General features: G+C 72.8%; 16 protein-coding genes. 9 read left to right on the top strand and 7 right to left on the bottom strand.

Annotated elements, in window-relative coordinates:
• Positions 1-344: 344 nt before the first annotated feature.
• Positions 345-1454, top strand: a complete 1110-nt coding sequence (locus AC07D6_RS01085; protein WP_479041012.1) for an acyltransferase family protein — start codon at positions 345-347, stop codon at positions 1452-1454.
• Here the strand turns inward: AC07D6_RS01085 and AC07D6_RS01080 are convergent.
• Positions 1441-1890 (bottom strand): HD domain-containing protein, encoded by a 450-nt coding sequence (locus AC07D6_RS01080; RefSeq protein WP_315878018.1) that lies wholly within the window; start codon positions 1888-1890, stop codon positions 1441-1443. The genes AC07D6_RS01085 and AC07D6_RS01080 overlap by 14 nt on opposite strands.
• A gap of 21 nt (positions 1891-1911) precedes the next feature.
• Positions 1912-3060, bottom strand: a complete 1149-nt coding sequence (locus AC07D6_RS01075; protein WP_315878017.1) for a PP2C family protein-serine/threonine phosphatase — start codon at positions 3058-3060, stop codon at positions 1912-1914.
• A 107-nt stretch (positions 3061-3167) separates the two neighbouring features.
• Between AC07D6_RS01075 and AC07D6_RS01070 the strand changes: the two genes are divergently transcribed.
• Entirely contained in the window at positions 3168-4397 is a 1230-nt protein-coding gene (locus AC07D6_RS01070; protein ID WP_479041010.1) for a GNAT family N-acetyltransferase, read from the top strand.
• A 72-nt stretch (positions 4398-4469) separates the two neighbouring features.
• Here AC07D6_RS01070 and AC07D6_RS01065 read toward each other — a convergent pair whose 3' ends face one another.
• Both AC07D6_RS01065 and AC07D6_RS01060 read right to left on the bottom strand, forming a co-directional pair.
• Complete coding sequence (locus AC07D6_RS01065) at positions 4470-5279, bottom strand: Fpg/Nei family DNA glycosylase (RefSeq protein WP_315878015.1); 810 nt, start codon at positions 5277-5279, stop codon at positions 4470-4472.
• Between the two features lie 4 nt (positions 5280-5283).
• Positions 5284-5772, bottom strand: a complete 489-nt coding sequence (locus tag AC07D6_RS01060; protein ID WP_315878014.1) for a ribose-5-phosphate isomerase — start codon at positions 5770-5772, stop codon at positions 5284-5286.
• Between the two features lie 160 nt (positions 5773-5932).
• Here AC07D6_RS01060 and AC07D6_RS01055 point away from each other — a divergent pair, with 160 nt between their 5' ends.
• Positions 5933-7366, top strand: coding sequence for an amino acid permease (locus AC07D6_RS01055; RefSeq protein WP_315878013.1), 1434 nt, complete (start codon positions 5933-5935; stop codon positions 7364-7366).
• A gap of 93 nt (positions 7367-7459) precedes the next feature.
• Here AC07D6_RS01055 and AC07D6_RS01050 read toward each other — a convergent pair whose 3' ends face one another.
• Positions 7460-8074, bottom strand: coding sequence for a biotin transporter BioY (locus AC07D6_RS01050; protein ID WP_479041007.1), 615 nt, complete (start codon positions 8072-8074; stop codon positions 7460-7462).
• A 273-nt stretch (positions 8075-8347) separates the two neighbouring features.
• On the opposite strand from AC07D6_RS01050, the gene AC07D6_RS01045 reads away from it, so the two are divergent.
• The 3 genes from AC07D6_RS01045 (at position 8348) to AC07D6_RS01035 (ending at position 12207) form a co-directional block, all read left to right on the top strand.
• Complete coding sequence (locus AC07D6_RS01045; protein WP_479041005.1) at positions 8348-9721, top strand: amino acid permease; 1374 nt, start codon at positions 8348-8350, stop codon at positions 9719-9721.
• Positions 9722-9897: 176 nt separating this feature from the next.
• Positions 9898-11406: an amino acid permease gene (locus tag AC07D6_RS01040; protein ID WP_479041003.1), complete on the top strand. Its 1509-nt coding sequence runs from the start codon at positions 9898-9900 to the stop codon at positions 11404-11406.
• Between the two features lie 165 nt (positions 11407-11571).
• Positions 11572-12207: a superoxide dismutase gene (locus AC07D6_RS01035; RefSeq protein ID WP_315878009.1), complete on the top strand. Its 636-nt coding sequence runs from the start codon at positions 11572-11574 to the stop codon at positions 12205-12207.
• 126 nt (positions 12208-12333) lie between these two features.
• Here the strand turns inward: AC07D6_RS01035 and AC07D6_RS01030 are convergent, their stop codons facing one another.
• The gene (locus AC07D6_RS01030; RefSeq protein WP_315878008.1) at positions 12334-12969 is read right to left on the bottom strand and encodes a mycothiol-dependent nitroreductase Rv2466c family protein; all 636 of its coding nucleotides are present in this window, start codon (positions 12967-12969) and stop codon (positions 12334-12336) included.
• Positions 12970-13117: 148 nt separating this feature from the next.
• Here AC07D6_RS01030 and pepN point away from each other — a divergent pair, with 148 nt between their 5' ends.
• Entirely contained in the window at positions 13118-15664 is a 2547-nt protein-coding gene (gene pepN, locus AC07D6_RS01025) for an aminopeptidase N (protein WP_479041000.1), read from the top strand.
• 198 nt (positions 15665-15862) lie between these two features.
• A complete protein-coding gene (locus AC07D6_RS01020) occupies positions 15863-16870 on the top strand; it encodes a hypothetical protein (protein WP_479040998.1) in 1008 nt (335 codons plus the stop codon).
• 94 nt (positions 16871-16964) lie between these two features.
• Here AC07D6_RS01020 and AC07D6_RS01015 read toward each other — a convergent pair whose 3' ends face one another.
• Positions 16965-17432, bottom strand: coding sequence for an NUDIX hydrolase (locus AC07D6_RS01015; protein WP_479040996.1), 468 nt, complete (start codon positions 17430-17432; stop codon positions 16965-16967).
• 230 nt (positions 17433-17662) lie between these two features.
• Between AC07D6_RS01015 and AC07D6_RS01010 the strand changes: the two genes are divergently transcribed.
• Complete coding sequence (locus AC07D6_RS01010) at positions 17663-20959, top strand: S8 family serine peptidase (RefSeq protein ID WP_479040994.1); 3297 nt, start codon at positions 17663-17665, stop codon at positions 20957-20959.
• Positions 20960-20964 lie beyond the last annotated feature (5 nt).

Genomic DNA, 20964 nt, shown 5'->3' with positions numbered 1-20964 from the left:
CGTGCCATCAACGACCCCTCCCGTGCTGCCCCGTGACGGATCGTGGACGGACGCGGGGGCCCGCGGGGCGGGGCGGACACGGTCGGCGTACGGCCCTGCGGGAATTCCGCGACGGAATGCGCGACGATTCCCCCAGGGCGCCCGCGTGTCCGCCACAGGAAAGCCACAGGAGGGGTCCGGGCCCGCGTCCGGTGTCCCGACCGGTGTGCGCGGCGTGACGGCCAACAGGGTGATGTGCGGCTTTTGTGGGGGATTTGTCATGGCATTCCGGGCACCGTGTGCCATGCCGTGATGGGGAGCGTCGGGTTGCCGGAACGGCGCCGGGCGGGGTTAGGGTCCCTTGGATGTTCCAGCCACTCCGGGAAAAGCAGAGTCAGCGGAATCCTTTCTTCGACAACGCGAAATACCTGGCGATCGTGCTCGTCGCGGTGGGCCACGTGTGGGAGCCGGTCATGGAGGGCAGCCGTGCGACCCGCGCGCTGTACATGGTCGTGTACGCCTTCCACATGCCGGCGTTCGTGATCATCTCCGGGTACTTCTCGCGGAGCTTCGCCGGACGGCCCGACCAACTGAGACGGCTGGTGGGCGGGGTCCTCGTCCCGTACCTCGTGTTCGAGGTGGCGTACACGCTGTACCGGCGGTGGGCGCAGGACGCGCCGCAACAGGCGTTCTCGCTCACCGACCCCTTCTACCTGACCTGGTTCCTCCTGGCGCTGTTCATGTGGCGGCTGTCCGCCCCGCTGTGGCGCGCCCTGCGCCACCCCCTGCCCGTCGCCGTGGCCGTCGCGGCACTGGCGTCGCTGACCCCGCGCATCGCGGCCGACCTGGACCTCCAGCGGGTCCTGCAGTTCCTGCCGTTCTTCGTGCTGGGCCTGTCGCTGCGCGAGGAGCACTTCCGGCTGCTGCGGCGGCGGGCCGTGCGGGTGGCGGCCGTGCCGGTCGCGGTGGCCGCGCTGGCCGGGGCGTACGCGGTGGCGCCGCACCTGCGGATGGGCTGGTTCTACCGCAACACCAGCGCCCAGGAGCTCGGGTACGCGTGGTGGGCGGGGCCGCTGGCGACGGTCGCGCTGGGCGCCGTCGCGCTGGTGCTGACGGCGGCGTTCCTGGCGTGGGTGCCGTCGCGGCGGACCTGGTTCACCGTGCTGGGCGCGGGCAGCCTCTGCGGGTACCTCCTGCACGGGTTCGCGACGAAGGCGCTCCAGTACTGGGAGCTCGTCGACGCGTACGAGGTGCTGGCCACGCCCGCGGGGCGGGTCGGGCTGACGGCGGCGGCGGCCGGGGCGGTGACGCTGATGTGCACCCCGCCGGTGCGGCGCGCGCTGCGGTGGGTGACGGAGCCGCGCCTGGAGTGGGCGTTCCGCCGGACGGAGGAGCCCGTGCCGGACGCGCCGGGCGCCGGCGCCCCGGGCGGGGTGGACGGGGCGGTGGCCGCCGGGGCGGTCAGTCGGAGGTGAGGCCGAGCAGCCGCCGTACGCGCGCGTACTTGGCGGTCAGCCGGGCCCGGGTCGGCTCGTCGAGGGCGGCGAGCCGGTCCGGGTCGGCGTTGTGCGCCAGGTCGGCCTCCTTGACGAGGCGGGCGCCGGGCACGGCGAGGACGCGGGCGGTGTAGTCGGCGAGGTCCTCGCCGGGGCGCCGGGTGAGCGCCAGGACGATGTCCTTGACCTCCTGCGGCAGCGCGGCGCCGGCGAGCCAGCCAGGCGACAGGACGCCGTCCTCGACGGCGTCGTGCAGCCACGCCGCGGCGATCTGCCCGTCGCTGCCGCCCCGCGCCCGCACCCCCTCGGCGACGGCCTGGAGGTGCTCGGCGTAGGGCCGCCCCGCCTTGTCCGTCTGCCCGGCGTGGGCACGGCGGGCGATCGCTTCGACCTGCGGCAGGGAGAGGTTCGGCACGGGGCGACTGTACGCGCCGGCTCAGGCCTCGCGGGAGATCAGGAGCAGCGCGCGGTCGTCGTTGACGTCCTTGGCGCACGCCTCGATGAGGTGCCAGGCCGCGCCGCGGAAGCCCGCGGTGACGTAGCGGTCGGCCTCGCCGGTGAGCCGGTCGATGCCCTCGGCGATGTCGCGGTCGGCGGCCTCGACGAGGCCGTCGGTGAACAGCATCAGCACGTCGCCGGGGCGCAGGGTGCCCTTGACCGGGTGGAACTCGGCGCCGTCGTAGACGCCGAGCAGCGGCCCGTCGGCGGCCTTCTCCTCCCAGCGTCCGCTGCCCGCGTGGAGCTGGAGGGCCGGCAGGTGGCCGGCGGACAGCAGCTCGTAGTCGCCGGACTCCAGGTCGAGGACCAGGTGGATGGAGGTGGCGAAGCCCTCGTCCCAGTCCTGCCGCAGGAGGTAGCCGTTGGCGGCGGGGAGGAAGCCGTGCGGCGGGAGGGAGCCGAGCAGCCCGCCGAAGGCGCCGGACAGCAGCAGGGCGCGGGAGCCGGCGTCCATGCCCTTGCCGGACACGTCGGTGAGGACGGCTTCGAGGGTGCGGCCGCCGTGGGTGCGGGCGGCGACGACGAAGTCGCCGGAGAAGGACTGGCCGCCGGCCGGGCGCAGCGCCATCTCGCGGTGCCAGCCCTTGGGCAGCGGGGGCAGGGCGCTCTGGGTGCGGATGCGTTCGCGCAGGTCGAACAGCATGGTGCCGCCGCGCCGCCAGGGCACCCCGACGCGGGCCCGGAACTGGGCGATGAGCAGTCCGAACAGGCCGCACGCGGCGACGACGAGGACGGTGCCGGGGGTGACCCGGGCGGCGCCCTCGGTGTACGGGCCCAGGGCGGCCGACTCGACGATCAGCGCGGCGGCGGAGGCGGCGTACAGGCCGAGGAGGCTGGCGGGGCGCAGCAGCAGCCCGCCGGCGACGATCGGCAGGACGAGGGCCTCGGGGGCGCACCACACGGGGGTGGCGATCGTGGCGAGCATGATCGCCGGGATGGTGAGGAAGAGGCCCGCCAGGGCGATCCAGTCGGAGCCGTCGCCGCGGAAGTAGTCGACGGCGGACTTGCGCAGCGCGACGCGGGCCCGGTGGGCCGCCTTGCGGTACCGGGCCGCGTACGTGTCCGTTCGTGGTGCGCTGCGGGCCATTGGCCTGGACCCTATCCATCCGGGAGGGCGGCGTGCAGGGGGACCCCCGCGACATTGCGTTCGAAATCGGGTCGCCCGCCGGGGGGACGGGCTGGTACGGATGGCCTATGACGATCGAGCCGAGGGTCCTGGCCCCTGCCCAGTGGAACGTGTGGTACGAGCAGTTGGAGCGTGCGTTCGGGGGTGTGGCCGAGGCGCCGGAGGCGCGCGCCCTGTGGGAGGCGCTGACCGAGCACGAGCGCTCGCTGGGCGTCTGGGACGGGGAGCAGTGCGTGGGGACGGCGGGGGCGTTCTCGTTCCGGCTGTCGGTGCCGGGCGGGGCGGTGGTGCCCGCGGCCGGGGTGACGATGGTGAGCGTGGCGCCGACACACCGCAGGCGCGGTGTCCTCACCTCGATGATGCGGCGGCAACTGGACGACGTGCGTGCCTGGGGCGAGCCGCTGGCGGTGCTGACGGCGTCGGAGCCCGACATCTACGGCCGGTTCGGCTACGGCCTGGCGACGCGGCGGATGCGGGCCGACATCGACACGGCCCGGGTGCGGCTGTCCGTTCCGGAGGGGACGGACGGCGTACGGCTGCGGCTCGCGCGGCCCGAGGACGCGGCGGCGGCGTGCGAGGCGGTGTACGCGCGGTCGGTGCCGCTGCGGCCGGGGATGACGGAGCGCCGTCCGGGGTGGGAGCGGCTGCCGCTGCTGGACCCGCCGTCGGATCGGGGCGGCGCGTCGCCGTTGCAGTGCGTGCTGGCGGAGCGGGACGGCGGGGTCACGGGGTACGTGCTGTACCGGGTGCGGCCCGAGTGGAACGCGGCGGGGGCCGACGGCACGGTGGTGATGGAGCACTTGGGGGCGCTCGACCCGCTGTCGTACGCCGCCCTGTGGCGCTATTTGTTCGAGATTGATCTGACTTCGACCGTTTCCGTCGGCAGCCGTCCGGTGGACGATGCCTGGCAGCACCTCGTGTCGGACGTCCGGCGGTGCGGGATCACGCTGCAGGACGGGATGTTCGTCCGGCTGGTGGACGTGGGCGCGGCGCTGGAGGCGCGGACGTACCAGGCGCCGGTGGACGTGGTCCTGGAGGTGGCGGACGACTTCTGCCCCTGGAACGCGGGGCGCTGGCGGCTGACCGGGGACGGCCGGGGCGCGCGGTGCGTCCGCACGGACGAGGCGGCGGACCTGGCGCTGTCCGTGCGGGAGCTGGGCACGGCGTACCTGGGCGGGTTCTCGCTCGTGTCGCTGGCACAGGCGGGCCGGGTGCGGGAGCTGCGGGAGGGCGCGCTGGCCGAGGCGTCGCTCGCGTTCGGCTCCGCCGTCGCGCCCTGGCTGCCGCACGGCTTCTGAGCCGCCGGGCCCGTCTCGGCGCCGTACCCGGCCCCGGCGCCGGCGGCTCGGGTCAGCGCCGCCGGCAGCAGGTCAGCGCCGCTGGCAGCCGGGGCACCAGAAGAGGTTGCGGGCGGCGAGATCGGCGGTGCGGATCTCGCCGCCACAGATGTGGCAGGGCAGGTGGGCCCTGCGGTACACGTACACCTCTCCGCCGTGGTCGTCGACGCGCGGCGGGCGGCCCATCGCCTCGGGGGTGTGCTCGGGGCGCACGGTGTCGATGCGGTTGGTGCGGACGCCCTCGCGCATGAGCGCGACGAGATCCTGCCAGATCGCCGCCCACTCCGCCTCCGTGACGTCCCTTCCCGCGCGGTACGGGTCGATGCCGTGCCGGAAGAGGACCTCGGCGCGGTAGACGTTGCCGACCCCGGCGATGACCTTCTGGTCCATGAGGAGCGCGGCGATCGTCGTACGGGAGCGGGAGACGCGGCGCCAGGCGCGGTCCGGGTCGTCTCCGTCGCGCAGCGGGTCGGGGCCGAGCCGGTCGTGTATCGCCTGCTTCTCGGGGCCGGTGAGGAGCGCGCAGGCGGTGGGGCCGCGCAGGTCGACGTGGGCGTCGGCGTGGGCGAGCCGCAGGCGGACCGTGTCGGTGGGCGGCGGGACGGGCGCGCCGCCGAAGGTGACCTTGCCGAACAGGCCGAGGTGGATGTGCACCCACTCCTCCGCGCCGAAGCCGAGGAACAGGTGCTTGCCGTGGGCCTCGGTGGTCTCCAGCACGGTGCCGTCGAGGAGCGCGGCGGCGTCGGAGAACTTGCCCTGCGGGCTGGTCACCCGCACGGCGCGGCCGCCGAACCGCTCCCGGTAGTCGGCGGCCAGCCGGTGGATCGTATGCCCTTCGGGCATCGTGTCAGTCCTGCTGCGGGTGGTGGGCCGGGATCGGGGGGAGCTCGCCGGTCGTCTCGTACGCGGCGAGCATCTCGATGCGGCGCGTGTGGCGCTCGTCGCCGGAGTACGGGGTGGCGAGGAAGACCTCGACGAACTTGGTGGCGTCCTCGACGGAGTGCATCCGGGCACCGACGGCGACGACGTTGGCGTTGTTGTGCTCGCGGCCCAGGGCGGCGGTCTGCTCGCTCCAGGCGAGGGCGGCACGGACGCCCTTCACCTTGTTCGCGGCGATCTGCTCGCCGTTGCCGGAGCCGCCGATGACGATGCCGAGGGCGTCGGGGTCGGCGGCCGTCCGCTCCGCGGCGCGCAGGCAGAACGGCGGGTAGTCGTCCTGGGCGTCGTAGACGTGGGGTCCGCAGTCGACGGGCTCGTGGCCGTGGGCCTTCAGCCACTCGACGAGGTGGTTCTTGAGTTCGTAGCCGGCATGGTCCGAGCCGAGGTACACGCGCATGGCTCCGAGTGTGACACGGGGGGTGCCCGGCGACGGCCGCCGGGGTGGGCCGGAGTGACGCGTACAACGATCCGGGTTCGGGCCTTCCGGGTGCGGACATCCGCGGGGTTGAATGCTCGGGCTCGCGACCCGAGCACCCGAGAAAGCTGAGGAAGTGTCCATGACCACCCAGACCAACCTGGTGAAGGAAGGCGGAAAGGCCGGAGAACCCGGACTTTCGCAGTCCTCCCACGGTCTCAAGGCGGGGCTCAAGAACCGCCACCTCTCCATGATCGCCATCGGCGGCGTGATCGGCGCCGGCCTCTTCGTCGGTTCGTCCGGCGGCATCGCCGCGGCCGGGCCCGCCATCCTCGTGTCGTACGCCCTGGTGGGCGCGATGGTCGTGTTCGTGATGCGGATGCTGGGCGAGATGGCCGCCGCCAGCCCGGACTCCGGCTCCTTCTCGGCCTACGCGGACCGGGCCCTCGGCCGCTGGGCGGGCTTCTCCATCGGCTGGCTGTACTGGTTCTTCTGGGTGGTCGTCCTGGCCGTCGAGGCGACGGCGGGCGCGGTGATCCTGGAGGGCTGGGTCCCGGCCGTGCCGCAGTGGGCCTGGGCCCTGATCGTGATGGTGGTGCTGACCGCGACGAACCTCGCGTCGGTCTCCTCGTACGGCGAGTTCGAGTTCTGGTTCGCCGGGATCAAGGTCGTCGCGATCGGCGCGTTCGTCGTCATCGGCCTGCTGGCGGTCTTCGGGCTGCTGCCGGGCTCCGACAACCCGGGGGCGGGCCTGGCCCACCTGACGGACACGGGCGGTTTCTTCCCCAAGGGCGCCGGGGCCGTGCTCACCGGTGTGCTGATGGTGGTCTTCTCGTTCATGGGCAGCGAGATCGTCACCCTCGCGGCCGGCGAGTCGGAGGACCCGCGCCGGGCGGTCACCAAGGCCACCAACAGCGTGATCTGGCGCATCGGCGTGTTCTACCTGGGCTCGATCTTCGTCGTGCTGACGCTGCTGCCGTGGAACGACGCCTCGATCGTCGAGAAGGGCTCGTACGTCGCCGCGCTCGACTCCATCGGCATCCCCCACACCGGGCAGATCATGAACGTGATCGTGCTGACGGCGGTGCTGTCGTGCCTGAACTCCGGGCTGTACACGGCCTCGCGCATGGCGTTCTCGCTGGGCGAGCGCGGTGACGCGCCGAAGTCCTTCGCGCGGGTCAACGCCAAGGGCGTGCCGGCCGTGGCGATCTGGGCGTCGGTGGTCTTCGGCTTCGCCGCGGTGTACTTCAACTACGCTTTCAAGGACACCGTCTTCACGTTCCTGCTGAACTCGTCGGGCGCCGTGGCGCTGTTCGTCTGGCTGGTGATCTGCTTCACGCAGCTTCGGATGCGCGGCATCCTCATGCGGGAGGCCCCGGAGAAGGTCACCGTGAAGATGTGGCTGTTCCCGTACCTGACCTGGGCGACCGCCGCGATGATCCTGTTCGTGCTGGTCTACATGGTCTTCGACGAGGCCAACCGCCAGGTGGTGCTGCTGTCGGTGCTGGTGGCGGCGATCGTCGTGGCCGTGGGCGTGGTGCTGGACCGCAGGCACCGGGCGGCCGCGAAGTCCTGAGGCGCGCGGAAACGACGAGGGGCCCTCCGTCCTGTGAGACGGAGGGCCCCTCGTCGTTCCGGCGGCGCGTGCCTGCGCCGCGGCCTCGGCGCCTCAGCCGCGGTCCCGGCTCCGGTCGCGGTCGCGGTCGCCGAGGAGCTTCCAGGCGGTGGGCACCAGGCCCATGGCGAGCGCGGCCTTCAGCGCGTCGCCGACGAGGAACGGCACCATGCCGGCGGCCACCGCCTGGGACAGGGACATGCCGGTGGCGAGGGCGAGGTACGGCACGCCGACCGCGTAGACGATCAGGGACCCGACCGCCATCGTGCCCGCCATGCGCGCCACCGAGCGGTCGGCGCCGCGTCGGGCGAGGGCGCCCACCGCGGTGGCGGCGAGGAGCATGCCGAGGACGTAGCCGAGCGTCGGCATGGCGTACCCGGCCGTGCCCTGGGCGAACCACGGGACGCCGACCATGCCGGCGAGGGCGTACAGGCCGAGGGCGAGGAAGCCGCGGCGGGCGCCGAGCGCGGTGCCGACGAGGAGCGCGGCGAACGTCTGCCCGGAGACCGGGACCGGCGAGCCCGGCACGGGGACGGCGATCTGGGCGGCGAGGCCCGTGAGGAGGGCACCGCCGGCGACGAGCACGAGGTCGCTCGTGCGGGCGCGGCTGGAGGGGAGCAGGTCGGCGAGGACCGCTCCGGTACGGGCGGGGACGGCGGCAGTGCTCATCGGAACTCCGGTACTCCGCGGGGCTTCGCGGGCGGTGGGCCAGGGACAGGCCCCGACCGTAGCCCAGGGGCGAGCGGGCGACCACCGTCAGCGAACGACAAAGCCCCGCTCCCGGCGTTGGTGGACTTCACACAAAGGTCGTCCGCGAACCCTCCGGGGACGTGATACGTGTCACTAGGGCGGCCGGTTGAACCGCCCCTTTTGCGTGGCGCCGCGATCTCCGGGGAGACAGTGGGGTCTCACCAAACGCCTGAAGAGAGTGTGCCCGGCACCATGCCCGCCCCCCGGACCGCCCCCGCAGAACCCCTGGCGCACGTGCTGAAGCGGCGCCACCTGACGATGCTCGGCCTGGGCGGGGTGATCGGGGCGGGGCTGTTCGTGGGTTCCGGGGCGGGGATCGCGGTGGCCGGGCCGGGGATCGTGCTGTCGTACCTGATCGCGGGCGCGCTCGCCATGCTGATCATGCGGATGCTCGGGGAGATGGCGGCGGCGATGCCCGCGTCGGGCGCGTTCTCGGTGCACGCCGAACGGGCGCTGGGCCGCTGGGCCGGCTTCTCCGTGGGATGGCTGTACTGGTTCCTGCTGGTGGTGGTGCTGGCGGTGGAGGCGGCGGGCGCGGCGCGGATCGCGAGCGGCTGGCTGCCGGCCGTGCCGCAGTGGGGCTGGGTGCTGGTCTTCATGCTGGTGTTCACGGCCGCCAACCTGGCCGCCGTGAAGAACTTCGGGGAGTCGGAGTTCTGGTTCGCCTCGCTGAAGGTCGGGGCGATCGTGCTGTTCCTGCTGCTGGGCGTGGCGGCCGTCGCGGGGTGGCTGCCGGGGCGCGAGCCGGTGGGGCTGGAGAACCTGACCGGGCGGGGCGGCTTCCTGCCGAACGGCTGGGCCGGCGTCGTGTCGGGGGTGCTGGCCGTCGTGTTCGCGTTCGGCGGCCTGGAGGTGGTGACGATCGCCGCCGCCGAGTCGGACGACCCGGCCCGGAACGTGGCGCGCGCGGTGCGCACCGCCGTGTGGCGGATCCTCGTCTTCTACGTGGGCTCGATGCTGGTCGTGGTGACGCTGCTGCCGTGGACGGCGATGCGGCCGGGGCTCAGCCCGTACGTGGCGGTGCTCGACGCGATCGGGGTGCCGGCGGCGGGCGCGCTGATGGACGTGGTCGTGTTCGTGGCGCTGCTGTCCGCGCTGAACGCCAATCTGTACGGGGCCTCCCGGATGGTGTTCTCGCTCGCGGAACGCGGTCAGGCGCCGCGCGGGCTGCTGGTGGTGTCGGCGGGCGGGGTGCCGCGGCGGGCGGTGTTGGCGTCGGTGGCGTTCGGTTTCGTGTCGGTGTTGCTGAACCTCCTGTGGCCGGATTCCGTTTTCCTCTACCTGCTCAACTCCGTGGGCGCGGTCCTGCTCTTCGTCTGGGCCCTGATCGCCGTGTCGCAACTGCGGCTGCGGCGGCGGATCGAGCGGGAGGCGCCGGAGGGGCCGGCGGTGCGGATGTGGGCGTTCCCCTGGCTGACGTGGGCGGCGCTGGCTGCGATGACGGGGGTGTGGGTGCTGATGCTACGGGAGGGTTCGACCCGCCCCCAGGTGCTCTGGTCGACCGGCGCGACGGCCCTCGTGGTGGCGGTGGCGCTGGTCCGGGAGTGGCGGGCGAAGCGGACGTAACGGCTGCTTCCGGACAACCGGTGATCACGTTCCGCTTGTAAGGAATTCGTGGTTGCGCCTTCACTTTGTGTGAGCGCTGTGTCCGTATAGCGGAAACGTGTTCCCTGCGCCCGGTGCGCGCATCAAAACTTGGGCGCACCTTCTGCCTCTCCCCCGCTACGGAACAGGGCACTCCCATGTCTCGGACCCCCGCGCCCGCGTCCTCCGGCTCGGCCGACGTCGACGCACCTGCGACGCCGACCACCGACGCGCCGCTCTCGCACGGACTCAAGCAACGCCACCTGTCGATGATCGCCCTCGGTGGTGTGATCGGCGCCGGCCTCTTCGTCGGTTCGGGCTCCGCCATCGCGGCCGCCGGTCCGTCGATCGTCGTCGCCTACACGATCTCCGGCCTGCTCGTCATGCTGATCATGCGCATGCTGGGCGAGATGTCGGCGGCCAATCCGGCCTCCGGCTCCTTCTCGGTCCACTCCGAGCGGGCCATCGGCCCGTGGGCGGGCTTCACGGCGGGCTGGGCCTTCTGGTTCCTGCTGTGCGTGGCCGTGGGTCTGGAGGCGATCGGCGCCGCCAAGATCGTGACGGGCTGGGTGGACGTGCCCGAGTGGTCGGTGGTCGCCCTGTTCATGCTGGTGTTCAGCGTGACGAACCTGGCCGCCGTGAAGAACTTCGGCGAGTTCGAGTTCTGGTTCGCCGCGCTGAAGATCGGCGCCATCACGCTGTTCCTGGTCATCGGCCTGCTGGCCATCCTGGGCCTGCTGCCCGACGTCGACTCCCCCGGCATGTCGAACCTGACCGGCCAGGGCGGCTTCCTGCCGAACGGCACCGACGGACTGATCGTCGGCCTCCTCGCCTCCGTCTTCGCGTACGGCGGCCTGGAGACCGTCACCATCGCCGCCGCCGAGTCCGAGCGCCCGGTGGAGGGCGTCGCCAAGGCCGTCCGTACGGCGATGTGGCGCATCGCGGTCTTCTACATCGGCTCCATGGTGGTCATCGTCACGCTGATCCCGTGGAACAGTGAGTCGCTCGCCGAGGGCTCGTACGTCGCCACGCTGAGGCACCTGGGCCTGCCGGCCGCCGGCGAGATCATGAACGTCGTCGTGCTGGTGGCGCTGCTGTCCGCGATGAACGCCAACATCTACGGCGCCTCCCGCATGGCCTGCTCGCTGGTGGCGCGCGGCCAGGGCCCGAAGGTGCTCGGCAAGATCTCCGGCGGTGTGCCGCGCGTCGCGGTGCTGACCTCGTCGGTCTTCGGCTTCGTGTGCGTGCTGCTGAGCTACTGGCGGCCGGACGACCTGTTCATGTGGCTGCTCAACATGATCGGCGCGATCATCCTGGTCGTCTGGTTCTTCATCGCCGTCTCCCAGCTGATCCTGCGCCGCCGCATGGAGCAGGAGGCGCCGGAGAAGCTGGTCGTGCGGATGTGGGCCTTCCCGTACCTCACGTGGGCGGCGCTCGCCGGCATCGCCGTGGTGTTCGTCCTGATGGCCCGCGACGAGGGCACGCGCGAGCAGCTCTACTACACGGGCGGCCTCGTCCTGGTCCTGGCCGTGCTGGGCTACGTCCACCAGCGGCTGACCGCCGACCGGGAGGCCGTCCCCGCCGGGGCACCGGCCGCCGGGGCGCCCGCGACCGCCGAGGAGCCCGCCGAGAAGCCCGCGGCCGCCGCCGCGAAGGGCGACGACTGATCCACCCGCAATCCCCTGGGGAGGCCCCGGCGCGACGGCGCGCCGGGGCCTCCCCCGTTTTCCGGCCACTTCCCGGACCTAGGGCGAAGGGCTGATCAACTCCGGACCCTACTGCTGCTAGCGTGCACTTGCACACAGGTTGCAATAAGCAGTCGGAGGCTCGGCATGGCGATGTACACCCTTCCGGAACTTCCCTACGACTACGCGGCGCTGGCGCCCGTCATCAGCCCGGAGATCATCGAGCTCCACCACGACAAGCACCACGCCGCGTACGTCAAAGGCGCGAACGACACCCTGGAGCAGTTGGAGGAGGCCCGCGACAAGGACCAGTGGGCCGCCCTGAACGGCCTGCAGAAGAACCTGGCCTTCCACCTCTCGGGCCACATCCTGCACTCCATCTACTGGCACAACATGACCGGCGACGGTGGCGGCGAGCCGCTGGAGAAGGACGGCACGGGCGAGCTCGCGGACGCGATCGCCGAGTCGTTCGGCTCGTTCGCGCGGTTCAAGTCGCAGCTCTCGAAGGCCGCCGCCACCACGCAGGGCTCCGGCTGGGGCGTCCTGGCGTACGAGCCGGTGAGCGGCCGCCTCATCGTGGAGCAGGTCTACGACCACCAGGGCAACGTCGGCCAGGGCTCCGTGCCGATCCTCGTGTTCGACGCCTGGGAGCACGCCTTCTACCTCCAGTACAAGAACCAGAAGGTCGACTTCATCGAGGCGATGTGGCAGGTCGTGAACTGGCAGGACGTGGCGAAGCGCTACGCCGAGGCCAAGGACCGCGTGCCGCTGATCGCGCCCTGACGGCGGCGGGGCCCCGCCCCCCGGCCCCCTGCCCGTGATCGTCTTCTCACCCTTCACGCGGCGGGCGGAAAAGAGGAACGGCCCTCGCGAGGACAGGACTCGCGGGGGCCGTTCCGGCGTGCGCGCTCAGTCGAAGACCGGGCCCGACGTGCGCGTGCGCTTGATCTCGTAGAAGCCGGGCGTCGACGCGACCAGCAGCGTCCCGTCCCACAGGCGGGCCGCGGCCTCGCCCTTGGGCGCCGGGGTGACGACCGGGCCGAAGAACGCGACCTCCGTGCCGTCGGGGCCCGGCACGGAGATCACCGGCGTGCCGACGTCCTGGCCGACCCGGTCGATGCCCTCCTTGTGGGAGGCGCGCAGCTCCGCGTCGTACGTGTCCTTCTCGGCGTACTCCAGCAGCTCCGCCGGCAGCCCGGCGTCCGCGAGCGCCGCGGCGATCGCCTCGCGGGTCGGGCCCTGGCCCTCGTTGTGGAAGCGCGTGCCCATCGCCGTGTACAGCCGGCCCAGCACCTCCGGGCCGTGCAGCTGCTCGGCGGCGACGGCCACGCGGACGGGGTGCCACGCCGTGGTCGCCAGCGCCTCCCGGTACTCCTCCGGGACCTCGTCCAGCTTGTTCTCGTTGAGGACGGCGAGGCTCATCACGTGCCAGCGCACGTCCACCGGGCGGACCTTCTGCACCTCCAACATCCAGCGGGACGTCATCCACGCCCACGGGCACAGCGGGTCGAACCAGAAGTCGGCGGTGGTCCTCGTCTCGGACATGTGTCTCCTCGGATCCGTGCGGCATAAGGGAAACGTGCGGTCGCGCTCCCCTCACAACGCCGGGGGACGACGAGGGCATTCCCGCTTATGGCGGCTCTCGGCGGCGTGGGAGGATCACGCCGTACCAACGAGCCACGAAGGAGTGCCCGTGCCCGGTGAGAACCTGTCCCGCGACGAGGCCCGCGAGCGGGCGGCCCTGCTGTCCGTCGAGGGCTACGAGGTCGCGCTCGACCTGCGGTCGGCCGTCGGGGAGAGCGGGGCGGAGCAGCGGACGTTCCGCTCGGTGACGACGATCCGGTTCCGCTGCGCGACCCCCGGGGCGAGCACCTTCGCCGACCTCGTCGCGCCGTCCGTCACCTCCGTCACGCTCAACGGGCGCGCGCTGGACCCGTCGGCCGTCTTCGACGGGGCGCGGATCGCGCTGGAGGGCCTCGCCGAGGAGAACGTGCTGGTCGTGGACGCGCAGTGCGCCTACAGCCGCACCGGTGAGGGCATGCACCGCTTCGTCGACCCGGAGGACGGCGAGGTCTACCTCTACACGCAGTACGAGCCGGCCGACGCCCGCCGCGTGTTCGCCAACTTCGAGCAGCCCGACCTGAAGGCCCCGTACCGCTTCGAGGTGACGGCGCCCGAGGGCTGGACCGTGTGGAGCAACGGCGCGGAGGAGTCCCGGGACGGCGGGGTGTGGCGGTTCGCACCGACCCGGCCGATCTCCACCTACATCACCTGCGTCGTCGCGGGCCCGTACCACTACGTCACCGACACCTACCGGCGCGGCGACCTGGAGATCCCCCTCGGCGCGATGTGCCGCAAGGGCCTCGCCAGGCACTTCGACGCGGACGACGTCTTCCGCGTCACCAAGCAGGGCCTGGACTTCTTCCACGAGGCCTTCGACTACCCCTACCCCTTCGGCAAGTACGACCAGGCCTTCGTGCCCGAGTACAACCTCGGCGCCATGGAGAACCCCGGCCTGGTCACCTTCCGCGAGGAGTACATCTACCGGGGCAAGGTGACGCGCGCCGCCTACGAGCGCCGCGCCAACGTCGTCCTGCACGAGATGGCGCACATGTGGTTCGGCGACCTGGTCACCATGAAGTGGTGGGACGACCTGTGGCTGAAGGAGTCCTTCGCGGACTTCATGGGGACGTTCTCCATGGTCGAGGCGACCCGGTTCGAGGACGGCTGGATCACCTTCGCCAACAACCGCAAGGCGTGGGCGTACCGGGCCGACCAGCTCCCCTCGACGCACCCCGTCACGGCGGATATCCGCGACCTGGAGGACGCCAAGCTCAACTTCGACGGCATCACGTACGCCAAGGGCGCCTCCGTCCTGAAGCAGCTCGTCGCGTACGCGGGCCGGGAGGCGTTCCTGGAGGGCTCCCGCCGGTACTTCACGCGCCACGCGTACGGCAACACGACCCTCGGCGACCTCATGGCGGTGCTGGAGGAGACCTCCGGCCGCGACATGAAGGCGTGGTCCCGGTCCTGGCTGGAGACGTCCGGCGTCAACGTCCTCACGCCCGTCGTCACGTACGACGGGACGGGCGACCGCGTCGCCGAGCTGGTCGTCGAGCAGGACGGCGCCGAGGCGCGCCCGCACCGGGCCGTCGTCGGCCTGTACCGGCTGGACGGCGGGCGGCTCGTCCGCTACGCGCGTGCCGAGACCGACATCACCGGGACGCGGACGGCCGTGACCGAGCTGGCCGGCGCCGAGCGGCCCGCCCTGGTGCTGGTCAACGACGAGGACCTGACGTACTGCAAGGTGCGGTTCGACGAGGACTCCCTCGCCACGCTGCGGGCGCACCTCGGCGACATCACCGACCCGCTGGCGCGGGCGCTGTGCTGGTCGGCGCTGTGGAACATGACGCGTGACGCGCTGATGCCGGCGCGGGACTTCGTGGAGGTCGTCCTGGCCTTCGCGGGGCGCGAGTCGGACATCGGCGTCCTGCAGATGCTGCACGTCTGGGTGCGGACCGCGCTCGCCCACTACGCCGCGCCGCAGTGGCGCGGGACCGGCGGCCGACTCGTCGCGCGGGCCGCGCTGCGGGAGCTGCGGAGCGCCGAGCCGGGCAGCGAGCACCAGTTGACGTGGGCGCGGTTCTTCGCGTCGGTCGCGGCGACGGACGAGGACTTCGCGTTCCTCCAGGGCCTGCTGGCCGGCACGGAGACCGTGGACGGGCTCGACGTCGACCAGGAGCTGCGCTGGGCGCTCCTGGAGCCGCTCGCCGCGCACGGCCGGGCCGACGAGTCGGTGATCGGCGCGGAGCTGGCGCGGGACGACACCGCGTCGGGCAAGCGGCACCAGGTGCGGTGCCTGGCGGCGCGGCCGTCCGCGGCGGTCAAGGCGCAGGCGTGGGCGCAGGTGGTCGAGTCCGACAAGCTGTCGAACGCGCTGGTGGAGGCGACGATCACGGGATTCGCGCAGCCGTCGCAGCGGGAGCTGCTCGCGCCGTACGCGGAGAAGTACTTCGCGGCGATCGAGCGGGTGTGGGCCGAGCGGTCGATCCAGATCGGGATGGACGTGGTGCGGGGCCTGTTCCCGGCCCTCCAGGACCGGCCGGAGACGCTGGAGGCCACGGACGCGTGGCTGGCCGCGCACGAGGGGGCCGCGCCGGCGCTGCGCAGGCTCGTACTGGAGGCGCGTGACGACCTGGCGCGCGCCCTGCGGGCCCAGGAGTGCGACGCGAACGCGTGACCGAGTCCTCGGGGCGGCGTCCGGGCCCGGACGCCGCCCCGAGGCACGTCAGGGCTGCCCAGAGGGCCGTTCCCGCGGCGGGCGAAACTCTCATCATCGGCTGCCGGGCGCCCGTACTTGAGGACGGACACGTCCCCGAATGGCGACGGACGCGTAACAGGGGTTAGGGAGGTGGGGGTCGGCGGGCACTTCCGGAGCATGAAGAACACCCCGCTCTCCCCCCGCCCCCTGTCCCGCCTCTCCGGCGTGTCCGTGCGCGTCCTGACCGCCGCGCAGCTGCGGGCGCACGGTGTGTCCGCGGCCGAGGTCGGCGCGCGGTGCCGGGCCGGCGGCCCCTGGCAGCAACTGCTGCCGGGCGTGTACCTGCTGCACCCCGGCCCGCCGACCGGTGAGGAGCTGCTGCGCGCCGCGCTGCTGTACACGGGGCGGCGGGGCGCCGCGGCGAACCCGGAAGGGTTCGGCGAGGCGATGATCACGGGGGCGGCGGCGCTCGCCCTGCACGGGTTCGACTCCGCTCCCCCGCTGTCCGCCCTGGACCGGGTCGACGTGCTCGTGCCGCGCACGCGGCGGCTGCGGTCGACCGGGTTCGTCCGGATCGTGCGGGTGACGCACGAGTTCCCCGAGGCGTGCGAGGCGGCGTCGCTGCCCGTGGCTCCCGTGGCGCGGGCGCTGGCGGACGCGGTGGCGGAGCCGGCCGACCCGCCGGCCGTGCGCCGGCTGCTGGCGGAGGCGGTACGCGGCGGCCACTGCGAACCGACGACCGTTGTACGGGAGTTGAGCCGGGCGCGGCTGCTGTCGCGGCCGCACGTGGTGGACGCCGTGGACTCGCTGCTCGCCGAGGGGCGGGCGATGGCCGAGGACCGGCTGTACGCGATGGTGCGGGAGCACGGGCTGCCGGATCCGTTGTGGAACGTGGACCTGCACCTGCCGGGCGGCCCGCACCTGGGGGGTGTGGACGCCTACTGGCCCGACCAGGCCGTGGTGGTGGAGCTCGACACCCGGACGCCGTGCCAGGACGACGACGAGGTGTGGTCGGAGTACACCCGCAAGCGGGAGTACCTGGAGCGGCTGGGCATCACGGTCGTGCACATCACGCCGCGCAAGCTGCGCGAGGCGCGGGACCAGCAGGCGATCGTGGTGCGCACCGCCCTGATGGCGGCCGGCGACCGCGAACCGGCCGCCTACGTGGTCGTCCTGCCGAGGTGACGGCGCGGCGGCGGGGACGGACGGCCCCCGCCGGCCCGGTGGCGCCGCGGGCCCGGTGGCGCCGGGCCGGGTTCCCGGTGGCGCCGGGCCGGTCTCAGCCGTCCTCGCGCGGCGCGGCGCGGCCGGTGGCGGGGCGGTCGCGCCACAGCCGCAGGGCGGTGTCGACGAGGGGGAGGCGCGGCAGGGCCGGGACGTGGTCGAGGGGGTGCCAGGCGGCGAGGTCGGTGCTGCCGCCGACCTCGTGGCGGAGGTCGCCGCCGGTGACGCGGCCCTCGTAGAGGAGCCGCAGGCTGTGGAAGTCCATCCGGCCCCGGCCGCCGCGGCGCGGGTGGCGCGGTACGCGCAGGGAGTCGACGCCGAGGAGGGCGGTCACCTCGGCGCGGTAGCCGGTCTCCTCCTCGACCTCGCGGACGACCGTGTCGATCGGGTCCTCGCCGTGGTCCATGCCGCCGCCGGGAAGGCTCCACTCCCCGCCGCCGCCCGGGGTGGCGCCCCGGGCGAGGAGGAGCCGTCCGTCGCGTACGCACACGGCGTAGGCCGCCACCCTCAACCTCCGTCTCATGGGGGCAGGTTACGACGGGGCACCGACAGGGGGCGTCAACTCCCCCCGCTCCGGCGGGAGTACCGTATCGACCCCTTTGTTCCCCATGGCGGACATCCCGCGGTGGCGGATGTCCGCCACGAGGACATTCCGCCTCCAGCAGACCTCCACAAAACCCGGTCGCGTACGAAAGGCTCAGCGGTCATCCGGTACCGATTTCCGGACCGTCCTTTCATCGACAGGGATGCCGAATGACGCTCGAACCCCTCAGCCCCATACCCGGGGCGAGACGCGCGGCCCGCATCGCGGCCGCCGCGGGCCTGGTCGCCGCGCTCGTCGCGACCGGTGCCGCTCCCGCCTTCGCCGCCCCCGCCGAACCTCCGGCGACCGCTCCCGAGCCCGCCAAGACGGCTGCGGAGAAGCTCGGTTCGGACGACGCCGAACTGCTCGCCGAGGCCGAGGCCCGCGGACAGAAGAACATCACGCTCATGGTCGCCACCGCCCCCGGCGCCACCGAGCAGGTCGCCCGCCAGCTCGACGCGGTCGAGGGCGGCACGGTCGGCCGGACGTACGACGGGCTCGGTTACGTCCGCGCCACCCTCCCGACCGCCCGGGCCGAGGCCGCCATCGGCGCCGCCGCCAAGCTGTCCAGCGTCCAGGGCATCGACCTCAAGCACGAGATCGCGCTGGACGACCCGACGCCGGCCGCCGACCGCGCGCGGGGCGGCTCCGCCGGCGCGACCGGGACGTACCCGGCGCCGGGCCCCCGCACCCCGGCCGTCAACCCGTACAACCCGTCCCACGAGACGGGCGCGGTCGACTTCGTCCGGAAGAACCCGACCGCGGACGGCCGCGGCGTCACCATCGGCGTCCTCGACTCGGGCATCGACCTGGGCCACCCGGCGCTGCAGAAGACCACCACCGGCGAGCGCAAGATCGTCGACTGGGTCACCGCCACCGACCCGGTCGGCGACGGCGACCAGACGTGGCGGCGCATGGACACCGCCGTCGCCGGGCCGTCCTTCACCGCCGAGGGCCGCACCTGGAAGGCCCCCGAGGGCGCCTACAAGTTCCGCACCTTCGCGGAGGCCGCCACCAAGGGCGGCGACATGGACGGCGACCTCAACCGCGACGGCGACACGACCGACGTCTGGGGCGTCCTGTACGACCAGGCCGCCGGCACCGTCCGCGTCGACCTCGACGGCGACGGCGACTTCGCCGACGAGGCGGCGATGAAGCCGTACAAGGACGGCTTCCAGGTCGGTTACTTCGGCACCGACAACCCGGCCACCGACGTCGTGGAGCGCATCCCGTTCGTCGTGGAGATCCGCAAGGACGTCGTCCACAACGCCGCCGGCGCCAAGGCCGACTACGTCAACATCGGCGTCATCGAGGGCTCCCACGGCACCCACGTCGCCGGCATCACCGCCGCGCACGGCCTCTTCGGCGGCAGGATGAACGGCGCGGCGCCCGGCGCCAAGCTGGTCTCCTCGCGCGCGTGCACCTGGAGCGGCGGCTGCACCAACATCGCGCTCACCGAGGGCATGATCGACCTCGTCGTCAACCGCGGCGTCGACATCGTCAACATGTCCATCGGCGGCCTGCCGGCGCTGAACGACGGCAACAACGCCCGCGCGCAGCTCTACACCCGCCTCATCGACACCTACGGCGTCCAGCTGGTCATCTCGGCCGGCAACAGCGGCCCCGGCGTCAACACGATCGGCGACCCGTCCCTCGCGGACAAGGTCATCAGCGTCGGCGCCGCCGTCTCCAAGGAGACCTGGGCCGCCAACTACGGCTCGGTCGTCTCCAAGCCGTACGCGATGATGCCGTTCTCCTCCCGCGGCCCGCGTGAGGACGGCGGCTTCACGCCGACCCTCAGCGCGCCCGGCGCGGCCATCAACACGACGCAGACCTGGTCGCCCGGCGGTCCGGTCGCCGAGGCGGGCTACGCGCTCCCGGCCGGCTACTCCATGCTGCAGGGCACCTCGATGGCGGCCCCGCAGGCCACCGGCGCCATGGCGCTGATGCTGTCCGCGGCCAAGCAGGAGGGCATCGACCTCACCCCGGCGAAGCTCCGCACGGCCGTCGTCAGCCAGGCCGACCGCATCCCCGGCGTGCAGGCGCACGAGCAGGGCGCCGGCCTCCTCAACGTCGTCGACGCCTGGAAGGAGGTGCTCCGCGGCGCCCACGCCCACGAGTACGCCGTCAAGGCGCCGGTCGACACCGCGATCGACCAGTTCCTCGCCGAGCCCGGCTTCGGCACCGGCCTGTACGACCGCGAGGGCGGCGCCAAGGTCGGCCAGGAGAAGGTCTACGAGATCACCGTCACCCGCACCACGGGCGCCGACCGCCCGGTCCGGCACGAGCTGTGGTTCGAGAACAACCACGAGCGCACGTTCCGCGTCGTCGGCGACGACGAGGTGCTCCTGCCGCTGAACGAGCCCGTCACGGTCAAGGTCGCCGCCAAGCCGCGCAGCGCCGGTGTGCACAGCGCGATCCTGGAGATCACCGACCCGAGGACCAAGGGCATCGACAAGCAGGTCCTGACGACGGTCGTCGCCGCCGAGCAGCTCGCCAAGCCGGCCTTCGGCCTCTCGGCGCGGGGCACCGTCCAGCGCAACAGCCACCGGTCGTACTTCGTGAACGTCCCGGCCGGCGCCCAGTCCCTGGAGATCGCCCTGGGCGGCCTGGCGAAGGACAGCCAGACCCGCTTCGTCGCGATCCACCCGTACGGCGTGCCGTCCGACCCCACGTCGACGGTGAACTGCTACGCGAACTACACCAACCCGGCCAACACCTGCCGCCCCGACCTGCGCTCCTACCCGAACCCGCAGCCGGGCGTCTGGGAGGTCGAGGTCGAGTCGCGCCGCACGTCGCCGCTGCTCGACAACCCGTACACGCTGGACGTCGCCGTGCTGGGGGCCACCTTCGACCCGGCCGTCCAGACCCTGCCGGAGGTCACCCCGGGCAAGGCCGCGCCGGTCGAGTGGACCGTCACCAACGGCTTCGCCGCGCTCGACGGCAAGCTGAAGGGCGGCTCGCTCGGCTCCGCCAAGGTGACGCGCCCGACGATCGCCCACCACGCGGTGCAGCGCACCACCGTGCAGATCGGTGAGGGCGTCGAGCGGTTCGACGTCGCCATCGGCAACGTCTCCGACAAGGCCGCCGACCTGGACCTGTCGGTCCTGCGCGACGGCGTGCAGGTCGGCTCGTCCGCGGACGGCGACTCCGAGGAGTCGGTGTCCCTGGTGAAGCCCGCGCCGGGCACGTACACGATCGTCGTCGACGGCTACTCGATCCCGTCCGGGGAGACCGCCTACGACTACAAGGACGTGTACTTCTCGTCCGCGCTCGGCGAGGTCAAGGTCGACGAGTCGAAGACGATCTCCCTGGCGAACGGCGCCTCGGCGCGGTTCGGCGCGGAGGTGCTGGTGAACGGCGCCGCCCCCGAGGGCCGCCAGTTCTTCGGCGAGGTGCGGCTGCTGAACGCGCGCGGCACCGCCGCGGGCACCGGCAGCGTCGTGATCGGCAAGGTCACTCCGTAATCTGG

This window comes from Streptomyces sp. NPDC045287 (assembly GCF_056432325.1).
This window is presented reverse-complemented; position numbering and strand designations above follow the sequence as displayed.